This window comes from Pseudomonas mandelii (assembly GCF_900106065.1).
Lineage (GTDB): Bacteria > Pseudomonadota > Gammaproteobacteria > Pseudomonadales > Pseudomonadaceae > Aquipseudomonas > Aquipseudomonas mandelii.
Window position 1 is genome coordinate 5,291,410 of the sequence record NZ_LT629796.1, and the last position, 20,067, is coordinate 5,311,476.

The window sequence follows — 20,067 nt, forward strand, 5'->3', positions numbered from 1 at the left end:
ACCGATAGCCCTGGGGCAGGGTGAACTAAGCTTGGAGAAGGATCGTTCATCACCGGCTCGCCGAAACCTCGACAGGCCGGTGCTGCCGAGGGAGCACACAATGCTTCACATCAGAACGCCTTTGATTCTGCACCCTGGCTTGTCAACGCCGACCCGGCGCATCTGGCTCAAGCTGGAAAACCTGCAACCCAGCGGCTCGTTCAAATTACGCGGCATGGGCCTTCTGTGCAGTCAGGCAAAGGACCAAGGCAAAAGCAAAGTCGTCTGTCCTTCCGGCGGCAACGCCGGTTTTGCCACCGCCATGGCCGCCGCTGCCCTCGGGCTGAAAGCCTGCATTATTGTGCCGCACACCACCCCGGAAACCACCCGTGCCAGGATCAGGAAAACCGGCGCCGAGGTCATCGTTCACGGCAAGGTCTGGGACGAGGCCAACCAACGGGCCAAAGCGTTTTCACAGGATGCGGATATCGAGTACGTGCCCGCCTTCGATCATCCCGTGCTGTGGGAAGGGCACAGCACCCTGATTGATGAAGTCCTCGAGGATTGCCCTCAAGTCGATGCGCTGGTGACGTCGGTCGGGGGCGGCGGATTACTGGCGGGGTTGCTGACAGGTTTGATCCGGCACCATCGCATGGACTGCCGGATCATCACCTGCGAAACCCGAGGCGCGGCCTCCTTTGCCGCCGCCATCGAGGCCGGACATCCCGTCAGGCTGCCGCGTATCGACACCGTCGCGACATCGTTGGGCGCTGCGAAAGTGGCCGCGTGGCCGGTGCAGCACATCCTCGACTTTCCTCACGAATGCGTGGTGCTCAGTGATGACGAGGCAATCATGGGCGTGGTGCGTTACGCCAACGACCTGCGCCAGTTGGTCGAACCGGCGTGCGGCGTTTCATTGGCGGTGGCCTATCTTGACCATCCGGCGATCGCCGAAGCCCATGACGTGGTGATTGTGGTGTGTGGCGGCGTCAGCATCAGCGCGCAGCTGGTGGCCGGGTGGGCGCGCTTGTCCGCGGGGTGAAGCAAAGGGGCAGGGCTGGAGACTATCCGGCTGTCGCGAGCCCCACCGTTACCTTTTCAACCTTCATTGGCCAGCAGCAACGCCTTCGTGGATGAGGATGGCTCTGGCCAGCTCTTCGTCGCTGGCTTCGAGTCCGGGATTTTCCTGGCGAATCTGATTCAACACCGACTCCAGGTACACACCGCGAATCGTACCGCCACTGGCAACGAAGCTGGAGGCGTCATCACGGGCAGGAATCGCCAGTTTGTGGTCCTTGAACGTCGAGTACAGTGATGCGGAAACCCCCGCAGAGGTGGCGACATCGCCGGCGTCCACTTTGGCGAAGGCCGAACCGAAGGGCAAACACAACATGAATGAGGAGATGATAATCAGACGGCGCATAGCAATGTCCTCTGAAGCGTGAAGCAAAAAAAGGAGTACTTCATCATTTAGGATGCCTGGCGAACGTCAGGAGTTCCCTGTGGATGCGTTATCCGCACCTAATCGTTCAAAACCGCAGCGTTGCTCCGGTGGTCAGCCACTGGTCCCGTTCCCCCGTCAGGTTGCGGCCCACCACCAGATCGACGTCGATGCGCTCACCGACATGCAACCTTGGCCCGGCCTGCCATGCCTGTTCGCCGCCTTGCTGGCCGTAGCGTTCAGCAATCAGCGTCAGGGAACGGGCCAGGTCGTATTCGACGCCGGTGCCCCAGGCCCAGCGATGGTTTTGCTCGCCATCGTCATAGGCATGGGTCCAGCCGGCATTGAGGTTCAGGCGCAGGGTTTCGAAAGGTTGGTAGGTGAAGGGCAGGTTCAGGTCGACGCCATCGAAGGCGTGGGCCCGATTGAAGGCAAAGTGAGTCGACCCCGCCAGCGCCAACTCAAGGCCAAGGTCTTCCCGGGAGAAAATTTGCGCCTTGAATTGCGGGCTCAACCGGGTTTCCGAGTCCCCGTCGTCGCGGTCGTGCTGCACGGCGGCACCGAGTTGCACGTTGGGCAGGCCTTTGAGCGTGCAGTCCTGTGACACCACGCTGCTGGATGAGCCGTGCCGACCGTTTTGATACCAGGCGTCGATGTTGCATTCGCCGGGCGCATTGATTCCGGCGTCATCCACCGTATATGCACCGCCGGCAGCGTTGGCTTTGGAGATGATGCTGAGCACCGCAATCAGGCTCAGAGTGAGGCTGACGAACAACAGATTGCGGCGCAGGCGCCGGCCTTGAGCGGCTGGCAGGCTGCGCACGAAGGACGCGAATAGACGAGTGGGGTTTTGCATGAAGTTTATCTCGAAGTTATTTGATGGCGGCGGCGGTCAGCCCCCGATCCTCTACCGATAGGGTTTGCAAGCCGGCCGTCCGGGCCCGGGCGACCAACTCTTCGGTGTCTTCGCCGCCGGGCAGGGCGATCACCACGTCAGGTCGGCTGTCGAGCAACATGAAATGGTTGCGCAGGCGTTCAGCCAACTTGCCGTGGCGCTGCCAGTTGGGCGGGTAGCGCACGATGTCGGCACCGTGTTCCCGGGCCCATTCTTCGATGTCACCGCCCAGGTATTGATTGCCACCATGGATCAGCACACGCACGGGGTGCAGGCGCTGGAAGGCGTCGAGGACCCGTCGGCACAGACGGCTGTCGGCGTAATAGCGGCCCGCGCAGATCAAGAGGCGCATGAGGAATTCTCCTTGGTCAGGTCGGTGCTCTCGACCGGTTGCTCGCCGGCACGCTCCAGCAGCGGATAGCCCAGGGCGGCGATGTGGTGATGCACGCGGCGGTAATCGCGCAGGACCCGCTGGAAGATGTCGCCGGACTCCGCCCAGGTGTTCTTGTCTTCCTGCAACTTGCGAAAGTGCTCGCGGCTGGCGTGCGCTTCGAGCCTTCTGACCGTCTCCTTGCGATGGATCAAGTGGTGCGCGGTGGGAATGTCTTCACGCAGAAACACGGTGATCGCCAGGCTCAGGCTTTCCAGCAGTGCGTCGTGCAGCGGCGCGATGTTGCCCCGCTCGAACGCCGAGAACTGTTCGCCACGGCGCAAGCGGCGCATGGCCAACTGCGTCAGGCTGCTGGAAAGAATGTCCGCGGCATGTTCGAGGTTGATCACGAACAGCAGGATTTCCTGGGAACGATCGGCATCGCTGTCACTGATGCCTTCCTTGCCGATGTCCGCCAGGTAAGCCCGAATGGCCGCGCCCAGCAGGTCCAGAGACTGATCGACGCGTCGCACTTCATCGGCACAGGCGGGCACCGAGGTGTGGAACAGCTGCACCAGGCGGCCGAGCATTGCCGAGAGCATGTCGGCCATGCGCAACGCTTCCCGGGCGGCGTTGGACAGGCCGATGTTGGCCACTTCCAGACCCGCTTCGTCGAGGTAGTGCGGCATGCCCGGATCGACATCCCGCTCGGGGGCCGGCAGCAGATGGGTCAGCCCTTTGGCGAGTACATCGGTCAGGCCGATGAACACCAGCGCCAGCAGCAGATTGAAACCGCTGTGCAGCGACACCACCAGCACCGACGGCTCCAGCTTCAGCTCGGCCAGCAGCCCGGCAAACGGCAACACCGCCAGGGCACCGACCGCACGCACCAGCAGATTACCCAGCGGCAAGCGCCGGCCGACGCTCGAACCGGCATTGATCACCGAAGGCAGCGCACCGCCAATGTTCACCCCGAGCACCAGCGCGACGAGGGTGGTTCCCGACAGCAAGCCGGTGGCGGCCAGCGAGACGATCAGCAACACCACCGCCACGCTGGAATGGCACAGCCAGGTGAGGATCAGCGCCACCAGCAACGCAATCAGCAGATCGCCGTCCAGGCTCTGCATGATCAGCTGGAAGACCGGCGTGCCTTCGACGTCCGCCAGGGTTGAGCTGAGCATGCGCAGGGCCAACAACATCAGCCCCAGGCCGATCAGCGCACAGCCGACGCTTTCGTAGCGTGAGTCATCGCGCAGCCGGAACACCATCAAACCCGCGAGCAACACGATGGGGGTGAGAATTGAAACGTCGACGCTGAGCAGTTGTACCACCAGGGTCGAACCGATATTGGCGCCGAGCATTACCGCCAGCGCCGGCCCCAGGCCCAGGGTCCCGGCGGCCGTAAACGACGTCGCCATCAGGCTGACGGCGGTGCTGCTTTGCAGGATGCCGGTGATGCCGATACCCGACAGCAGCGCCATCCAGCGGTTGTTCAAGTTGTGGCCCAGCCACTGGCGCAGCGGCGTGCCGAAGCCGCGCAACAACGCCGAAGAAATCATGTGAGTGCCCCACAGCAAGAGTGCGATGGAGCCTGCGAGGTTGATCAGTAGAGTCGTTCCCGACATCAGGACTCTCCCTTTTCGATAGGGTTAAGCGCATTCCCCTTTAGGCGTGAGCCTGCTCGCGATAGCGGTGCATCAGTCGACATCTCTTTTGGATGTCCGTCAGCTATCGCGAGCAGGCTCGCTCCCACAGGGGATTGTGGTGTTCAGGTCATTTGGGATTGCCCCCGGATTTCGGGGGCTCAGGCCATCAGAACCACTGCTTGAAGCGGCGGATGTAGATCGTCTTCATGATCTGCGCGAACACGCAGTAGCTGAGCAGGGTGCCGACCAGCCAAGGGAAGTACGCCCACGGCAGCGGTTGCAGGCCGACCAAAGTACCCAGTGGCGAGAACGGAATGTAGATACCCAGCGCCATCACCAACCCGGTCATCAGGATCACCGGCAACGCCGCCGTGCTCTGGAAGAACGGAATCTTCTGCGTGCGCAACATATGCACTACCAGCGTCTGCGACAGCAGCCCCTCGATGAACCAGCCGGACTGGAACAGGCCCTGCATTTCCATGCTGTTGGCGGCGAACACGTACCACATCAGGGCGAAAGTGGTGATGTCGAAGACCGATGAGGTCGGCCCGATCCACAGCATGAAACGGCCAATGTTTTTCGCGTCCCACTTGCGTGGTTTGCGCAGGAACTCCTTGTCCATCTTGTCCCACGGCAGCGACAACTGAGAGATGTCGTACATGAGGTTTTGCAGCAGCAGATGGATCGACAGCATCGGCAGGAACGGAATGAACGCACTGGCCACCAGCACCGAGAACACGTTGCCGAAGTTGGAGCTGGCGGTCATGTTCAGGTACTTCATGATATTGCCGAAGGTCTCGCGGCCCTTGAGCACGCCTTCCTCCAGCACCATCAGGCTCTTCTCCAGCAGAATGATGTCGGCCGATTCCTTGGCGATGTCGGTGCCGCTGTCGACCGAAATACCGACATCGGCATCGCGCAGGGCAGGGGCGTCGTTGATGCCGTCGCCGAGGAAGCCCACGGTGTGACCATTGGCCTGCAACGCCTTGAGCACCCGGGACTTTTGCAGCGGCGTCAGCTTGGCGAACACCGTGCGTTCTTCGACCCGCAGCTTGAGGGTGGTGTCGTCCATGTTCTCGATGTCTGGCCCGAGCAGCGGCGTACCGGGTTCCAGCCCGACTTCGCGGCAGATCTTGCAAGTCACCACGGCGTTGTCGCCGGTCAGCACCTTGACGGTCACGCCCATGTCGCGCAGCGCGGCAATCGCCGGGCCCGCGGTTTCCTTCGGTGGATCGAGAAAGGTCAGGAAGCCGCGAATCACCAGCTCGCGCTCATCCGCGGTGTTGTACTGGTTTTTGCTCTGCGCTTTCGGGATCTCGCGGGTGGCGACCAGCAGCACCCGGAAACCGTCCTCGTTGTACTCGTTGGCCAGGGCCAGCAGGTCTTTGCGGCGCTGTGCATCGAGTGCCACGACCGTGCCGTTTTCGTGAATGTGGCTGGCGATGCTCAGCATTTCCTCGACCGCGCCTTTGCACACCATCAGGTGATCGTCGCGGCTGTCCTTGACGATGATCGACAGGCGCCGACGGACGAAGTCGAACGGCAACTCATCGACCTTGCTGTAGGCAAACGGCACCCTGAATTTTGGATTGGCATTGGCGAACTGCACCACCGCCTGGTCCATCAGGTTTTTCAGACCGCTCTGGTGATGGCTGTTGAGCCACGCCAGTTCGAGGAGCGTGTCGTCGCGCCGGCCGTTGCTGTCGACGTGGTGCTCAAGGATGATCTTGTCCTGGGTCAGGGTGCCGGTCTTGTCGGTGCACAGCACGTCCATCGAACCGAAGTTCTGGATCGCATTGAGGCGCTTGACCACCACTTTGCGCTTGGCCATGGCCATCGCGCCTTTGGCCAGGTTGGCGCTGACAATCATCGGCAGCATTTCCGGGGTCAGGCCGACCGCGACTGCCAGCGCAAACAGGAACGCGTCACTCCAGTCGCCCTTGGAGAAACCGTTGAGCAGGAACACGATCGGCACCATGACCAGCATGAAGCGGATCAACAACCAACTGACGCTGTTCACCCCGCGGTCGAAGGCTGTTTGCAGCCGCGAACCGACAATCGCTTTGGCCAGCGAGCCGAAGTAGGTACGCGGGCCGGTTGCGACCACCACCGCTTTGGCCGTGCCGCTGACCACGTTGGTGCCCATGAAGCAAATGTTCGGCAGGTCCAGCAGGTTGGATTGATCGGCAGCGCTGCGGGTCGCCGACTTCTGTGCGACGTCGCCCAGGGTGTCGTACTTCTCGACAGGCAAGGCTTCGCCGGTCAGCACCGCCTGGCTGATGAACAGGTCGCGGGATTCGATCAGGCGGATGTCCGCCGGGATCATGTCCCCGGCGCTGAGCTGAACGATGTCGCCGGCCACCAGTTCGCGCATCGGCACTTCGCGCAGCACCGGGGTGTTGCCGTTTTGTCCGCGTCGCAGCACGGTTGCGGTGGTGCGCACCATGGCTTTGAGGGCTTCGGCGGATTTGGCCGAGCGGTATTCCTGCCAGAACCGCAGCAGGCTGCTCAGGGTAACCATGGTCATGATAATGATGACTTTGGTCAGGTCCGCTTCGTCGCCTTCGCCCTGGCTGATCGGCAGCCAGTAATCGGTGAAGAAACTGATGCCTGCCAGGGTCAGCAGGACATAGATGAAGGGATTGTTCAGGGCCTTGAGCAGTTGGACGATGGCGTGAGGCGGCTTGTCGTGGGCGACCTCGTTATAGCCTGCGCGGGCTAGCCGGCCTTCGGCCTCGAGTTCAGTCAAACCGTCAGGGGTGGCGTTGAGATTGGCGAGGGTCACGGTCAGGTTGTTTTGCGCTTCCCGGGCGGCGCGCATCGACAGTTTGGCGTTATCGCTGCTGGCGCCTTTGGCGCGAGTATTCGGCGTTTTTACAGTCGTCATTGTGTGTGCTCCTGCCGCCGTCTTGCGGCACGACACACGGCTCGCTCAACTATTCATAGGCGAGCGAATGTATGTCGAGTCGCAAACAGGCGATCAATTTCGAAAGTGTTGTTTTCTTGTGTTTTAACGTTCGCTGCGTATCAATGGAAAGTTGATGCGCAGCGAACCTTCTACTGGCTTCGTCCATAACTAACTCCGATAACTTTGTGTTTTAACAGGCAATAAGAAGTTGCCGAATTCCCTATCAAGGAAAACGCTGGGGGAAGAACGTTAAAGTGTCTTCAGGTCAACTGAATGCGCGGGTCTCGAAGGTAAGACCGAGCATCCGCGCGATGCGCCGACTCGGTGGTTCCTGGCTGTCGTCGAAGCTCCAGCGTTGCTGAAGCCGACCCGTCATCGGGCAGACGCGCCAGTTGGCACGAGGGTGTGCCGTGGCAGGGGCAGAAGGGGTGGAAAACGGGGCGCTGATCCGCGTCGTCAACAGGCGCTCACGGCACAGCTTGACCCGCATGGTCGATGCAAAGGCGCGCACGCCCGGCATTACGGTGGTTTTGAAGTTCATAACATGCCTCTGGACCGGACGGACGCCGGTGAGGCAAGTTACGGTGGAGCATCAAGCTCTAGCGCAGCTCACCCGACCGAAAAATCGAGTCCCGTCATTTACTGGGTTATGTGCCAGGCTCCGCGAATTCGCAGTTACCCGACAGCGACTAGATACTGTGTCCATTGGATTCTTTTGTGAGTTGAAAAAAGGCCTTCGTCGAAGGCCCGGGCAATTTACTCAGGGAGGTGGGTGAAGTCAACCGCCAATACCCGCCAAATACCAAGATGAATGGGGAAAACATCGAAACTTGATATTGAAGTTAGAACTGGTTCAGCTAATTGACAGTTAGTTGCATACGAAATGGCTGCCAGCCCCCTAATGACCCTCCGGCTTACAACATTCCCTGTAGGAGTGGGCCTGCTCGCGACAGCGGCAGGTCAGCCGACGTCGATGCCGGCTGACCTGCCGCTGTCGCGAGCAGGCTCACATCCCACCGATGGCACTCGTGATAATCCAGAACAATTGTATTGCCCATCCCTGTCTGTTTCCCCACAGACGGGCTGCGTACCTTGGGTCCACTGCAACCTCACAAGGACCCGCTCATGCTGACCCGATTGGTACTGCCGTTTGCCCTGTTGTTCACCCTCCATGCAGCTCACGCGGCGGATGCCGAAAAATGGTACCCCTCGAAATACGGTGCCAACGATGAAATCGGCGCGCTGAATCTGCTAAACGCGGAGTCGGTGATCAACGCCTCCCAATTGATCAAGAGCGGCAAAACCTATCCGCTGGCCGTGCCCATCGACAAGACTCTGCCAGCCTTCCGTCACCGCAGTTTTCACCTGACCAACATCCAGCCGGGCGAGGCGGGTGGCACCACCATGGGGCCTAACAAGTTCACCTTTAACGATGAACTGGTGGTCGGCTGGACCGGTGTCGGCACCCAACTCAACGGCATCGGCCATATCGGCATCGACAATGTCTACTACAACGGCAACCGTGCGGCGGACTTCGTCACCGTCGAAGGCGTGAAAAAACTCGGCATCGAAAAAGTCCCGCCCATCGTCACCCGTGGCGTGGTGCTGGACATGACCGCCGTGTACGGCAGCGCCATCGTGCCGGAGAAAACCGAGTTCAGCGTTGCCGACATCCAGAAGGCACTGGACCTGCAAGGCATCAGCATTCAGAAGGGCGACGTGGTGCTGTTCAACACCGGTTGGCTGGAACTGCTGGGCAAGGACAACGAGAAATTCCTCGCCGTGGAGCCGGGCATCGGCATGGCCGCGGCCAAATGGCTGGCAGACAAGCAGATCGTCGCGTTCGGCGGCGACACCTGGGCCTCGGAGATCTACCCGGCGAAAGACGGCCAGGAGTTCCCGGTCAACCAGTTCATGCTGGCCAAGAACGGCATCTACAACCTTGAATTGATCGACAGCCGCGCGCTGGTGAAGGACAAGGCCTGGGAGTTCATGTTTGTCCTCGGACAGCCGCTGTACAAGGGCTCGACCCAGGTCAACATCAACCCGGTCGCGATTCACTGACACCTGGTACCACCGATGACGGGCGGGGGGATGACGAATACTCATCCCCTGGCCCGTTGTTGTCATTTGTTGCCCATCAGCCCGGCCAATAGAGTGAAGCGTGCGCCATAGGCGTACCCCTTCAATTCGAATGATCGCCTGCCGAACGCCGGCGAGGGAGTTTTTGATGTCCGCTATTTTGGGCCAGCAGTTTATCGACGGGCAGCGCAGCGCTCTGGGCGGCGAAGCGTTGCAGAGTTTCGACGCCAGCACCGGGCAAGCACTGCCCTATGTTTTTCATCAGGCCAATGATCAGGAAGTCAAGCTGGCAGTGACGGCCGCCTCGCGAGCTTTTGCCCCGTTTCGTCAGCTGTTGCCGTTACGACGTGCGGAGTTTCTTGGCGCAATAGCTGATGAAATCGATGCGCTGGGTGACGATTTTATCGCCTTGGTGTGCCAGGAAACCGCCTTGCCCGAAGGGCGGATTCGCGGTGAGCGCAATCGCACCACGGGCCAGTTACGCTTGTTTGCGCAGGTGTTGCTCCGGGGTGATTTTCTCGGTGCGCGGATCGATCAGGCTCAACCCGAACGCACACCGTTGCCGCGACAGGACATCCGTCAGTACCGCATCGGCGTCGGCCCGGTCGCCGTGTTTGGAGCGAGCAATTTCCCACTGGCGTTTTCCACCGCCGGCGGCGATACCGCTTCTGCGCTGGCCGCCGGTTGCCCGGTGGTGTTCAAGGCCCACAGCGGGCACATGGCGACCGCGGACCGCGTGGCCGGCGCCATCGTGCGCGCGGCACAGCGCACCGGCATGCCTTCGGGCGTGTTCAACATGATTTACGGCGCGGGTGTCGGCCAGGGGTTGGTCAAGGCCGATGGCATCAAGGCCGTCGGTTTCACCGGTTCATTGAAGGGCGGTCGAGCCTTGTCCGACCTGGCCGCCGCGCGCCCGCAACCGATCCCGGTGTTCGCCGAGATGTCGAGTATCAACCCGGTGATCCTGCTGCCTGAGGCGCTGAACACCCGTGGCAGCCAAGTCGCCGAGGAACTGACCGCGTCGATCAACCTCGGCTGCGGCCAGTTCTGCACCAGCCCCGGACTGATCATCGGCCTGCACTCGCCGCAGTTCAGCGAGTTCCTGGACGTATTCGCGCAAAACATGGGTAGCCAACCGGCCCAGACCATGCTCAACGCCGGCGCCCTGAACAGCTATCGCGCAGGTCTTCAACACATCGTGGCCCACGAACGGGTCGATCACCTCGCCGGTCAGCCGCAGGGCAAATCCAAGGCGCAACCGCAGCTGTTCAAGGCCGACGTACAGTTGTTGCTCGACGGCGATCCGTTGTTGCAGGAAGAGATCTTCGGCCCGGCCACGGTGGTGGTGGAGGTCGCAGACCGGCACCAACTGCGCGCCGTGCTCGGCAGTTTGCACGGTCAACTGACCGCCACGCTGATTGCCGACCCGGCGGACCTGGATCGCTTCGGCGACCTGTTGCCGCTACTCGAAGACAAGGTCGGACGCTTGCTGCTCAACGGCTACCCGACCGGCGTCGAAGTCAGTGATGCGATGGTGCATGGCGGACCCTATCCAGCCACTTCGGATGCCCGCGGCACCTCAGTCGGCACCTTGGCCATTGATCGCTTCCTGCGGCCGGTCTGCTACCAGAACTATCCTGATGAGTACCTGCCCCAGGCGCTGCAAAACGCTAACCCGCTGAGCCTCAATCGACTGGTCGATGGCCAGTGGAGCAGGGCGCCCCTGAGCTAACCACTTTGCCCACGCCGGCAAATGGCGGCAAATGGCGGCGTGGGCCTGACGGATTTGTCCATTGAATCGAGCACACACCGATATGGTTCCTTCACTTGGCAGCATCGCTTCGCGGCTTCGACTCAAACAACTGCGGTTGCTGATCGCGCTGGACGATCGTGGCTCGTTGCACAAGGCCGCCGAGCACATTTCGATTTCCCAGTCCGGCGCCACCAAGGCCTTGCACGAAGTCGAGTCGTTGCTTGGGATGCCGCTGTTCGAACGTCAGCCCAAGGGCCTGGTTGCTAATGAAATGGGCCGTTGCATGATTCGTTATGCACGGCTGATCTACAGCGACGTCGAACATTTGCGCGAGGAAATGCTCAGCATCATGCAGGGCCAGGGCGGGCGGTTGTCGGTAGGCGTGATCATGGGCGCGGTGCCGTTGCTGACCCGGGCCCTGAGCGAATTAAGGCTCAAGCAGCCGGAGTTGTCCGTGGAACTGGTGGAAAACACCAGCGCCACCTTGCTCGGTTTGCTGGATCAAGGGCGGCTGGACCTGGCGATCTGTCGCACCAGCGTCGGCCAGCGCTCGGACGCTTATGACTGCATCGAACTCAGCGAAGAGCCCTTGGCGGTGGTCGCCAGCAAAGACCATCCGTTGGCCCGTGCCGAGTCGTTGCAGTTGTCGCAACTGAGCGATTACCGCTGGGTGGTCTACCCCAAGGACATGCCGATGCGCCAGGCCCTGGAGCGTGAGTTAAATGAGGCGGGGCTGGAGATTCCGCGTTATCCGCTGGAAACCTCATCGACCTTCGCCACCATTCTGTTGGTGCAGCAGGACCCGACCTTGCTGGCGGTGATCCCGGTGGAAGTCGCGCAATTCTGCGAGCAACACGATTTGCTGGTGAAATTGCCGGTGTCCATGCGCGCGTTGATCGAGCCTTATGGTGTGATCAGCCGGGTCGGCGCCGACCTGTCTCCGGCAGCGACCCTGCTGATCAACGAGCTGAAGCAGGACCTGACTACTTGATCACAATCGGATTCACTGGCGCACCGGTCCCGCCGACAATCTTCAACGGCGCGGCGGTGTAGAGGAACTGCCACTGGCCGTCTTCGGCGCAATCACTGGCCAGGTCGTCGAGCAGCGCCACTTCGGTGAAGGTCACGCCGAGGTTGCGCATCAAGGCATTGTGCAGCGGGATCAACACGCCCGAGGAGGGGTCGACCGCCACTTCGTTGGCCATGGTGTCGGTCACCAGGTTGGGAATTTCCATCTGGTGAAACCACTCCACCAGCTCGCGGCTGAAGGTCAGGCCCGGCTCGGCGAAGTCCTTGTAGAACTCTTCCGGTTCGCGCTCATAGAACGAGCCGATCCAACCCGTGCGGATGATCAGGATGTCGCGTTTCTCGATCTCGATGCCCTGGGCTTTTGCTGCGGCCAGCAGGTCCAGGTGATTGAAGGTCTCCCCCTTGTCCAGCACCGCTTTGCCGCGATGGCGCGCCATGTCGATCAGCACCGCGCGGCCGACAATTCCGCGTTCGGCAATCGGCAGGATGCTGGCCTTGTCCATGCTGCCGATGGTGCTCATGGCGTCGTAGCCGTTCCACAGTTTGTTGTCGTGCCAGACGTGGCCGAGCGCATCGTATTGAGTCGAGCCTTGCAGGTGCATGAAGATCACATCGTCGGCGTATTCCACGTGACCGTCAAAGTGGGTCTTGCCCGCCAGGAAGTGGCCCTTGTCCAGCACGTTGACACGCATCGACGGGCGTCGGCCGGGCCACAACGGCTCGCCCTTGGGATGGCCGATCTGCACTTGCAGGGTGAAGGTCTTGCCTTGGCGCACCGAGGCGATGCCCCGGAGGATCTCGGCGCTTTGCAGGTAATTCAGGGCACCGACTTCATCGTCCGGCCCCCATTTGCCCCAGTTAGTGGGCAGGCCTTCGAGCAAGGCCTTGATGTCGGGAGATCGGTCGGCGGCGGTATTGTTGGGATTGTGGTCGCACATGAGGTTGTCCTTGGTTTGAGCCGATTCGGCAGGCCAGTACAAATCCCCGTGTGGGAGTGAGCCTGCTCGCGATGGGGAGTGCCAGTTAACCTTGATGCGTCTGACATACCGCTATCGCGAGCAGGTTCGCTCCCACAGGGGTTTATTTGATCGGGGAGAAATCGGCGGCGATCAGCAGTTTCGATTCCATCTTTTCCAGCATCGGGAACGCTTTCGGCACGAAACCCTCTAGCCAGTCAGGGTCCTGATACAGCGCCGCGCGTTTGTTGATCCGGTCGTCGAGGCTCTCGTAGGCCCAGATGTGGATCACCTGATTCAGCTCGCCGATTTCGGTGTACCACCAGCCCACCAGCGTGGTGTAGCGGGAGATCACCGGTAGCCCGGCTTCCTCGAAGTGCTTGAGGTAGGTCTGCATTTTTCCGATTTGAATCGTGTAGGTGCGCATTTCGTAAAACATGGGCGTGTTCTCTTCAGGAATGAATGCCGTGCCAGGCGTTGCTGATGATTCGCTCAATGTCGGCGGCGGTGGTCAGGCGTGGGTTGACCAGCACGTTGCCGCTGCGCATCGAGTCACTGACCATTTGCGGCATGTAATCCAGGTCCACGCCCAGGTCCTTGATGTTGTCGGGAATGCCGATGGCCTTGTTCAGCGCCACCACGTGGTCCACCACTTTGTGCCCGGCGCGGGCCAGGCTCAGGCCGTCGATGTCTTCGCCCATGGCGATGGCAATCTCGCGAAACAGCTCCGGGCAGGCCGCCAGGTTGTATTCGATGACGTAGGGCAGCAGCGTGGCGTTGGCGATGCCGTGGGGAATGTTGAAGACGCCGCCGAAGGTATGGGAAATCGCATGCACGTTGCCCAGTTTCGATTGGGCGAAGGCTACGCCCGCGAGGAACGACCCAAGCAGCATCTGTTCCCGGGCGTGCAGGTCGGAGCCGCTGAAAAATGCCTTGGGCAGGTGCGTGCAGATCATCTTGATCGCTTGCAGCGCCAGGGCCTGGCTGACCGGGTTGGCCTGCTTCGACACGTAGGATTCGATGGCGTGGGTCAAGGCGTCCATGCCCGTCGCAGCGGTGATCGACGGTGGAAGTTTGAGCGTCAGCTCGGCATCAAGAATCGCCAGTTTCGGAAACAGCGCCGGGCTGATGATCACGGTTTTGAACAGGGTCTTGGTGTTGGTGAACACGGTGGAGGCGGTGCATTCGCTGCCAGTGCCGGAGGTGGTCGGGATCGCGAAGATCGGCAGGGGTGGGTGCAGCAGTTTGTCGTAGCCCTCGTAGTCGAGGATGTTGCCGGGGTTGGTGGCCATGGCTGCCACGCCCTTGGCGGTGTCGATGCTGCTGCCGCCACCGACGCCGATCACCGAGTCACAGTCGTGGTTTTTCAGGAAGGCCACGGCTCGTTCCAGCACGTCGGTGGTGGGGTTCGGTTCGACGCCGGAAAACACTTCATAGCCGATGTCACTCTCGGCCAGGGAGGCGAAAAAACCTTCCATCACGCCCGACGCCATCAGCCCTGCGTCAGTGACCACCAGCAGTTTTTTCCGAACATGGGGCTTGAGCAATGCACCGGCCTGACGCACCAGGCCGTTGCCGCTTTTCAAAGTGGTGGGGAAATAAAACTGGAACGGGTTCATGGGTTTCTCCGGTTCTTATTGGTCCGCAGACAGTAATAAGCGTGGGAGGCGGCTGATAATGAAAAGGTCTGATCCGCCGATCACCCTTTGTCATCCCCCGGCGAGGCGGGTCCTGGTGGTAACGTGAGGTTTTCCAACCGTCAGGAGCATCGTCATGGATTTGGGTATTTCAGGTCGCTGGGCCATCGTCTGCGCCGCCAGCAAGGGCCTGGGTCTGGCCTGTGCGCGGGCCTTGGCGAAGGAGGGCGTCAACCTGGTGATCAACGCCCGGGGTGACGAAACCTTGCAGGCTGCCGCTACAGAATTGCGCAGCCTGGCGCCGGGCATCGACGTGCGCACGGTGGCCGGGGACATCAGCACGCCCGCAGTGCGCGACCAGGTGTTGGCGGCGTGTCCGCAGGTGGACATCCTGATCAACAACGCCGGCGGACCGCCTCCGGGTGACTTCCGTGACTGGCAGCGCGACGACTGGCTGAAGGCGCTGGATGCCAACATGCTCACGCCCATCGAGCTGATCAAGGCCTGCGTCGATGGCATGGCCGAGCGCGGTTTCGGGCGTATCGTCAACATCACCTCCGGCGCGGTGAAGGCGCCAATCGATGTGTTGGGACTGTCCAACGGCGCACGCAGTGGCCTGACCGGTTTTATCGCCGGGCTTGCACGCCAGTCGCGGCTGGCCGGGCATAACGTGACGATCAACAATCTGCTGCCGGGACCGTTCGAGACCGAGCGTTTGCACAAGACCCTGAGCGCCGCCGCCGAGGCCAATGGCACCAGCGTCGAAAGCATCAGCGAACAGCGGCGCAAGCACGTGCCGGCCCAGCGCTTCGGGCAACCCGATGAGTTCGGCGCCTACTGCGCGTTCATCTGCAGCGCCAATGCCGGTTTCCTCACCGGGCAAAACCTGCTGCTGGACGGCGGCAGTTACCCCGGGACGTTCTGATCTTTTCGGGGGATGACGTTTGGTGATCCCCTAATCAGATCCCCTCATTATTCAGCCCGAGGACGCGTGATTAGAGTTGGGGTGCTTGCCCAATACCCGTCAGCCAAGATGTAAACCCAGTAGGAGCGAGGCTTGCCCGCGAAGGCGATGTGTCATTAACAATGATGTCCACTGACACTCCGCCTTCGCGGGCAAGCCTCGCTCCTACAGGTTTTGCGTTAATAGGCGGGTATTGGGCCGCTTGCACCCACAACAACAAGAGCGCCCCTCATGAACAATCCGAGTGCCGAAACCCTGCGGCTCGCCGCCGCGTCTGCCACCGAGCGTCCGACCAGCGTGCGCTGGCGGATCTTCCTCATCATGTTGCTGCTGACCGCCATCAACTACATCGACCGCGCTTCGCTGTCGGTGGCCTTGCCGCTGATTTCCAGTGAGTTCCAGATCCCTCCCGCGCTAGAAGGCTTGATGCTCAGTGCGTTTTTCTGGTCGTACGCATTGATGCAGATTCCCGGCGGCATGCTGCTGGACCGTTTTCAGACCCGTCGCGTCATCGTCATCGCGACTGTCGCCTGGGGCGCCTTCCAGGCCTTGGCTGCTGGTGCGCATAACTGGATCACGCTGTTGATTACGCGCATGGGGCTGGGCATCGCCGAGTCGCCGATCATGCCGGCCGGGGCCAAACTCAACGGCGCCTGGCTGACCCCCAACGAACGCGGACGCGGCGCGGTGCTGGTCGATGGCGGCGCACCGCTGGGCAGTGCTTTCGGCGCGATCATCATTGCCGGGCTGATCGGCTGGTTCGATTCCTGGCGCATCGCCTTCGTGATCGCCGGTATCGGCACCATGCTTGCCGGTGTACTGGCGTGGAAATACATCCGCAACCATCCCAGCGAACACCCCGGTGTCAACGCGGCGGAACTGGCGCACATCACCGAAGGCAATCGCAAAGTCAGCCAACCCGGCACGGTGACCAGCATCTCCCTCAAAGAGCTGCTCAAGGACCGTTCGGTGCTGGCGATGTTCGCCGGTTACTGCTGCATTCTCAGCGTGTTCTACGGTTTGCTGACCTGGATGCCGAGCTACCTGCACCAGACCCACGGCCTGAACATTTCGAGCATGGGCGGTGCGACCTTCCTGATTTTCATGTGCGGTTTCGTCGGCGAGCTGGTGGGCGGTTATCTGGGGGATAAATGGAAAACCAGCGGCGCCTCGCCCAACCTGGTGATGCGCAGCATGTTCAGTGGTTCGGCGCTGGTCGCGGCCCTGTGCATGCTGGCGGTGGCCTATACCAATGAAGCCGGCAAGGCCATCGGTCTGCTCTGCGTAGCGATGTTTTTCATTCGCTGGTGCGGCATGTACTGGTGCATTCCGTCGATCCTCGGCGGCACCTCGAAAACCGGTGTGCTGGCCGGCACCATGAACTTCTGCGGCAACATGGCCGGGGTTATCGTGCCGATCCTGATCGGATTGATCGTGCAGTTCACCGGCTCGTATTTCCTGGTGCTGATCTTCTTCGTGGTCATGGCCATGCTGCTGGCGATATTCTCCAGCCTGATCGATTATCGGGAACGAGGGCTGGCTTGACATGAGCGGAGGGCAGGTGAGCGTCGATATCGAATGCGTGGTGGTCGGCGCCGGCGTGGTTGGCCTGGCGGTGACCAGGGCACTGGCCCGCAGCGGGCGGGAAGTGATCCTGATCGAAGCCGGCGAGGGGATTGGTGTGGGCATCAGTTCGCGCAATTCAGAAGTGATCCACGCCGGCATCTATTACCCGAGCGGCAGCCTGAAGGCGCAATTGTGCGTGGAGGGCAAGCATCGCCTGTACGCCTTTTGCGATGAGCGCGGTGTCGATTACCAACGCCTGGGCAAGTTGATCGTGGCCACCGATGACAGCCAGTGCGCGGCCTTGCAGAGGTTGCTGGAGCAGGGCCGGCGCAATGGCGTCGATGACTTGCAATGGCTGGACGCCGGGCAGGCACGGTCGCTTGAACCGGCGCTGTCCTGCGTCGCCGCGCTCTGGTCGCCGTCCACCGGGATCGTCGATTCCCATGCGCTGATGCTGGCGCTTCAGGCAGACGTCGAAGCCTCGGGCACCTCGATTGCCTTGCACACGCCGTTGGTGTCCGCCCGTTGCACCGAACAAGGTTTCGAATTGCACATGGGCGGCGCACAGCCGATGACCTTGACCTGTCGCGAGTTGATCAATTGCGCCGGTTTGTCCGCGCCGGAGGTGGCGAGCCGGATCGAAGGCTTGCCGACGCAATACGTTCCCGAGGCACGCCTGTGCAAGGGCAGTTATTTCAGTTTCAGTGGCCGGGCGCCATTCCGGCATCTGGTGTATCCGGCACCGGAGAGCGCCGGCCTGGGCGTGCACATGACCCTCGACCTTGGCGGGCAGGCGCGTTTCGGGCCGGACGTCGAATGGGTCGACCATGTCGATTACCGCGTCGATCCGCGCCGGGTCGACGGGTTCTATCAGGCCATCCGCCGCTACTGGCCGACGTTAGCCGATAACAGTCTGCAACCCGCCTACAGCGGCATCCGCCCGAAGATTTCCGGCCCGACCGAACCGGCCGCCGACTTCCTCATCAGTGGCCCGGTCGAGCATGGTGTGCCGGGGTTGGTGAATCTGTTCGGCATCGAATCGCCGGGCCTCACCAGCTGCCTGGCGCTGGCTGATCGGGTGGTACAACGCCTGACACCGCATTCCCTGTAGCAGCTGTCGCGTTGCGGTGAGGTGCCGGTTATCAGCGTCTGCGCTGCCAGCCGCCGAGCGGTCTATGCTTGCCAGTGTGCCCATCGTAATGGGAGAACTCTGATGATCAACATACGCACTGCCCGCATGCTTGCCGATTACAAGCAATGGGCCGATGAGCGCCTCTTTGACAGCCTGGCCGCGCTGCCGCCGGGGGAGGTCAACAAAGAGCGGGTGTCGGTGTTCAAGAACATGATCGGCACCCTGAATCATATCTATGTCGTGGACTGCATCTGGCAGGCTCACCTCGAAGGCCGAGGGCACGGCTTCAAAACCTCACACGATCTGCTCCATCCCGACCTGGCTGATTTGCGCATGGCGCAAAAGGACATCGATCACTGGTATTGCAACTGGAGCGCAAGGCAGACCGAGAGGTCGCTGGATAAGCCGGTCGAGTTCACGTTCGTCTCCGGCGAGAGCGGCACCATGAGCGCCGGCGCGATGCTGCTGCACGTGGTCAATCACGCCAGTTACCACCGCGGCTGGGTGATCCAGATGTATTTCGACATCCCGGCGATGCCACCGATGACCGACCTGCCGATCTTCCTGCGCGAGACCGACCCGGCTTTCAACGCGCTCAAAGCACCGGCAACTCAGCCGACATGTGTTGCGCAATTCGCGAACGCAACCAACGTTCTGCCGGGTCGTTATCGTTGACCCCGTTCCAGACCATGGACAGTTCGGACAGCACGATGTCAAACGGCGGGTCGTCGGCCCGCAGCTGGCTGCTGCCTTCGATCAGCGCACACGCCGCGTAATCCGGCACCGTGGCCAGCAGGTCGGTGCCGGCCAGCAGGGCACGCAACCCGGCGAATTGCGGCACCGCCAGCACCACCCGCCGCGAGCGGCCGATGCGCGCCAGATCGTTGTCGATAGCACCGGTCAAGTCTCCGGAAAAAGACACCAGCGCATGAGGGCGTTCGCAATACTCATCCAGGGTCAGGGGGCCGGGACGGTTGTCGCCCCGCAGAATCTTCACGCTCAGGTCGCGCAATTTCTTGCGCTTGGCATTGGCCGGCAGTTCCGTGGTGTAACTGATCCCGACGGAAATCTCCCCGGAGGCGAGCATCGGTGACATCAGCAAGTAATTCACCCTTCGCACCACCACCACGACGTTCTGCGCCTCTTCGCGTATTTGCTTGAGCAGCGGCGGAAACAGACCGAACTCGGCGTCGTCGGACAAGCCGATGCGGAACACATCGCGGCTGGTGGACGGGTCGAAATCCTTGGCCCGGCTGACCGCGCCGGAAATGGTGTCCATCGCCGGCTGCAACTCCTTGAGAATCGCCAACGCCCGTTGGGTCGGCTCCAACACCCGACCGTTGCGCACCAGCAGCGGGTCGTCGAACAGATCGCGCAACTTGGCCAGCGAAGCACTGACAGCGGGCTGACCGAGAAACAGTTTCTCCCCGGCCCGGGTCAGGTTCTTCTCGAACATCAACGTTTCGAAAATCACCAGCAGGTTCATGTCCACGCGGCGCAGGTCGTTGCGGTTCATTGCGGCGTTCTCGCTGGGGTTCAGGGTCTTTTCAGTAAAGCATCAAACCCGAGCGATGCGACGGTGACCGTCGATGACAGTAAGGAGCGGGGGGTATAGTCATTTGTCTGTTTGGCGCCGCGTAATCCGGATAGATACTGCCCAAGGGGATGACTGCCATTCATCTGGAAACATACCCAACCTGTTATTTCTG

The 20,067-nt window shown here is 61.3% G+C and carries 18 protein-coding genes; 8 read left to right on the forward strand and 10 right to left on the reverse strand.

The genetic code is table 11. From position 1 onward, the window contains the following. The first annotated feature begins 100 nt into the window (after positions 1-100). Positions 101-1,021, forward strand: coding sequence for a pyridoxal-phosphate dependent enzyme (locus tag BLU63_RS24660; protein ID WP_083376480.1), 921 nt, complete (start codon positions 101-103; stop codon positions 1,019-1,021). A gap of 63 nt (positions 1,022-1,084) precedes the next feature. Here the strand turns inward: BLU63_RS24660 and BLU63_RS24665 are convergent, their stop codons facing one another. From BLU63_RS24665 to BLU63_RS24690, 6 genes are all read right to left on the reverse strand, one after another. Then, positions 1,085-1,402: a DUF2388 domain-containing protein gene (locus tag BLU63_RS24665; protein WP_083376481.1), complete on the reverse strand. Its 318-nt coding sequence runs from the start codon at positions 1,400-1,402 to the stop codon at positions 1,085-1,087. 106 nt (positions 1,403-1,508) lie between these two features. Beyond that, positions 1,509-2,276 (reverse strand): hypothetical protein, encoded by a 768-nt coding sequence (locus BLU63_RS24670; RefSeq protein WP_010455281.1) that lies wholly within the window; start codon positions 2,274-2,276, stop codon positions 1,509-1,511. Positions 2,277-2,292: 16 nt separating this feature from the next. Continuing rightward, the gene (locus BLU63_RS24675; protein ID WP_010455279.1) at positions 2,293-2,667 is read right to left on the reverse strand and encodes an SLOG family protein; all 375 of its coding nucleotides are present in this window, start codon (positions 2,665-2,667) and stop codon (positions 2,293-2,295) included. Continuing rightward, complete coding sequence (locus tag BLU63_RS24680; RefSeq protein ID WP_083376482.1) at positions 2,655-4,310, reverse strand: Na/Pi cotransporter family protein; 1,656 nt, start codon at positions 4,308-4,310, stop codon at positions 2,655-2,657. Before BLU63_RS24680 ends, BLU63_RS24675 begins: the two co-directional genes overlap by 13 nt. Before the next feature lie 187 nt (positions 4,311-4,497). Then, positions 4,498-7,218 carry a magnesium-translocating P-type ATPase gene (mgtA, locus tag BLU63_RS24685; RefSeq protein ID WP_083376483.1) on the reverse strand — a complete coding sequence of 907 codons (2,721 nt, stop codon included), beginning with the start codon at positions 7,216-7,218 and terminating at the stop codon, positions 4,498-4,500. A gap of 286 nt (positions 7,219-7,504) precedes the next feature. After that, positions 7,505-7,780 carry a hypothetical protein gene (locus BLU63_RS24690; RefSeq protein WP_083376484.1) on the reverse strand — a complete coding sequence of 92 codons (276 nt, stop codon included), beginning with the start codon at positions 7,778-7,780 and terminating at the stop codon, positions 7,505-7,507. A gap of 584 nt (positions 7,781-8,364) precedes the next feature. Between BLU63_RS24690 and BLU63_RS24695 the strand changes: the two genes are divergently transcribed. The 3 genes from BLU63_RS24695 to BLU63_RS24705 all read left to right on the forward strand — a co-directional run bounded on the left by BLU63_RS24695 (position 8,365) and on the right by BLU63_RS24705 (position 12,065). Then, complete coding sequence (locus tag BLU63_RS24695) at positions 8,365-9,303, forward strand: cyclase family protein (RefSeq protein ID WP_083376485.1); 939 nt, start codon at positions 8,365-8,367, stop codon at positions 9,301-9,303. 166 nt (positions 9,304-9,469) lie between these two features. Next, positions 9,470-11,053, forward strand: coding sequence for an aldehyde dehydrogenase (NADP(+)) (locus BLU63_RS24700; protein ID WP_083376486.1), 1,584 nt, complete (start codon positions 9,470-9,472; stop codon positions 11,051-11,053). Positions 11,054-11,135: 82 nt separating this feature from the next. Then, the gene (locus BLU63_RS24705) at positions 11,136-12,065 is read left to right on the forward strand and encodes a LysR family transcriptional regulator (protein WP_077749438.1); all 930 of its coding nucleotides are present in this window, start codon (positions 11,136-11,138) and stop codon (positions 12,063-12,065) included. On the opposite strand, the gene BLU63_RS24710 is transcribed toward BLU63_RS24705, so the two are convergent. From BLU63_RS24710 to BLU63_RS24720, 3 genes are all read right to left on the reverse strand, one after another. Continuing rightward, entirely contained in the window at positions 12,058-13,041 is a 984-nt protein-coding gene (locus BLU63_RS24710) for a cyclase family protein (RefSeq protein ID WP_083376487.1), read from the reverse strand. The genes BLU63_RS24705 and BLU63_RS24710 overlap by 8 nt on opposite strands. A gap of 142 nt (positions 13,042-13,183) precedes the next feature. Continuing rightward, entirely contained in the window at positions 13,184-13,498 is a 315-nt protein-coding gene (locus tag BLU63_RS24715; protein WP_083376488.1) for an NIPSNAP family protein, read from the reverse strand. A 13-nt stretch (positions 13,499-13,511) separates the two neighbouring features. Further along, on the reverse strand, positions 13,512-14,678 hold the full coding sequence (locus tag BLU63_RS24720; protein ID WP_083376489.1) for an iron-containing alcohol dehydrogenase: 1,167 nt from the start codon (positions 14,676-14,678) through the stop codon (positions 13,512-13,514). 154 nt (positions 14,679-14,832) lie between these two features. Here BLU63_RS24720 and BLU63_RS24725 point away from each other — a divergent pair, with 154 nt between their 5' ends. From BLU63_RS24725 to BLU63_RS24740, 4 genes are all read left to right on the forward strand, one after another. Continuing rightward, positions 14,833-15,621 (forward strand): SDR family oxidoreductase, encoded by a 789-nt coding sequence (locus tag BLU63_RS24725; RefSeq protein WP_077749434.1) that lies wholly within the window; start codon positions 14,833-14,835, stop codon positions 15,619-15,621. Positions 15,622-15,891: 270 nt separating this feature from the next. Beyond that, positions 15,892-17,205, forward strand: coding sequence for an MFS transporter (locus BLU63_RS24730; protein ID WP_010455258.1), 1,314 nt, complete (start codon positions 15,892-15,894; stop codon positions 17,203-17,205). A gap of 16 nt (positions 17,206-17,221) precedes the next feature. Next, positions 17,222-18,337, forward strand: coding sequence for an NAD(P)/FAD-dependent oxidoreductase (locus tag BLU63_RS24735; protein ID WP_083377298.1), 1,116 nt, complete (start codon positions 17,222-17,224; stop codon positions 18,335-18,337). A 102-nt stretch (positions 18,338-18,439) separates the two neighbouring features. After that, complete coding sequence (locus BLU63_RS24740) at positions 18,440-19,033, forward strand: DinB family protein (RefSeq protein WP_077749433.1); 594 nt, start codon at positions 18,440-18,442, stop codon at positions 19,031-19,033. Here BLU63_RS24740 and BLU63_RS24745 read toward each other — a convergent pair. Beyond that, on the reverse strand, positions 18,954-19,874 hold the full coding sequence (locus BLU63_RS24745) for a LysR substrate-binding domain-containing protein (protein WP_077749432.1): 921 nt from the start codon (positions 19,872-19,874) through the stop codon (positions 18,954-18,956). The two genes, BLU63_RS24740 and BLU63_RS24745, sit on opposite strands and share 80 nt — an antisense overlap. Positions 19,875-20,067: the final 193 nt, after the last annotated feature.

What these genes read in the sequence shown, in the direction of transcription:
- BLU63_RS24720 (WP_083376489.1), bottom strand. Translation starts at nt 14,678, where the DNA reads ATGAACCCGTTCCAGTTTTATTTCCCCACCACTTTGAAAAGCGGCAAC.
- BLU63_RS24730 (WP_010455258.1), top strand. Translation starts at nt 15,892, where the DNA reads ATGAACAATCCGAGTGCCGAAACCCTGCGGCTCGCCGCCGCGTCTGCC.
- BLU63_RS24675 (WP_010455279.1), bottom strand. Translation starts at nt 2,667, where the DNA reads ATGCGCCTCTTGATCTGCGCGGGCCGCTATTACGCCGACAGCCGTCTG.
- BLU63_RS24695 (WP_083376485.1), top strand. Translation starts at nt 8,365, where the DNA reads ATGCTGACCCGATTGGTACTGCCGTTTGCCCTGTTGTTCACCCTCCAT.
- BLU63_RS24690 (WP_083376484.1), bottom strand. Translation starts at nt 7,780, where the DNA reads ATGAACTTCAAAACCACCGTAATGCCGGGCGTGCGCGCCTTTGCATCG.
- mgtA (WP_083376483.1), bottom strand. Translation starts at nt 7,218, where the DNA reads ATGACGACTGTAAAAACGCCGAATACTCGCGCCAAAGGCGCCAGCAGC.
- BLU63_RS24700 (WP_083376486.1), top strand. Translation starts at nt 9,470, where the DNA reads ATGTCCGCTATTTTGGGCCAGCAGTTTATCGACGGGCAGCGCAGCGCT.
- BLU63_RS24715 (WP_083376488.1), bottom strand. Translation starts at nt 13,498, where the DNA reads ATGTTTTACGAAATGCGCACCTACACGATTCAAATCGGAAAAATGCAG.
- BLU63_RS24745 (WP_077749432.1), bottom strand. Translation starts at nt 19,874, where the DNA reads ATGAACCGCAACGACCTGCGCCGCGTGGACATGAACCTGCTGGTGATT.
- BLU63_RS24670 (WP_010455281.1), bottom strand. Translation starts at nt 2,276, where the DNA reads ATGCAAAACCCCACTCGTCTATTCGCGTCCTTCGTGCGCAGCCTGCCA.
- BLU63_RS24710 (WP_083376487.1), bottom strand. Translation starts at nt 13,041, where the DNA reads ATGTGCGACCACAATCCCAACAATACCGCCGCCGACCGATCTCCCGAC.
- BLU63_RS24740 (WP_077749433.1), top strand. Translation starts at nt 18,440, where the DNA reads ATGATCAACATACGCACTGCCCGCATGCTTGCCGATTACAAGCAATGG.
- BLU63_RS24665 (WP_083376481.1), bottom strand. Translation starts at nt 1,402, where the DNA reads ATGCGCCGTCTGATTATCATCTCCTCATTCATGTTGTGTTTGCCCTTC.
- BLU63_RS24660 (WP_083376480.1), top strand. Translation starts at nt 101, where the DNA reads ATGCTTCACATCAGAACGCCTTTGATTCTGCACCCTGGCTTGTCAACG.
- BLU63_RS24725 (WP_077749434.1), top strand. Translation starts at nt 14,833, where the DNA reads ATGGATTTGGGTATTTCAGGTCGCTGGGCCATCGTCTGCGCCGCCAGC.
- BLU63_RS24680 (WP_083376482.1), bottom strand. Translation starts at nt 4,310, where the DNA reads ATGTCGGGAACGACTCTACTGATCAACCTCGCAGGCTCCATCGCACTC.
- BLU63_RS24705 (WP_077749438.1), top strand. Translation starts at nt 11,136, where the DNA reads ATGGTTCCTTCACTTGGCAGCATCGCTTCGCGGCTTCGACTCAAACAA.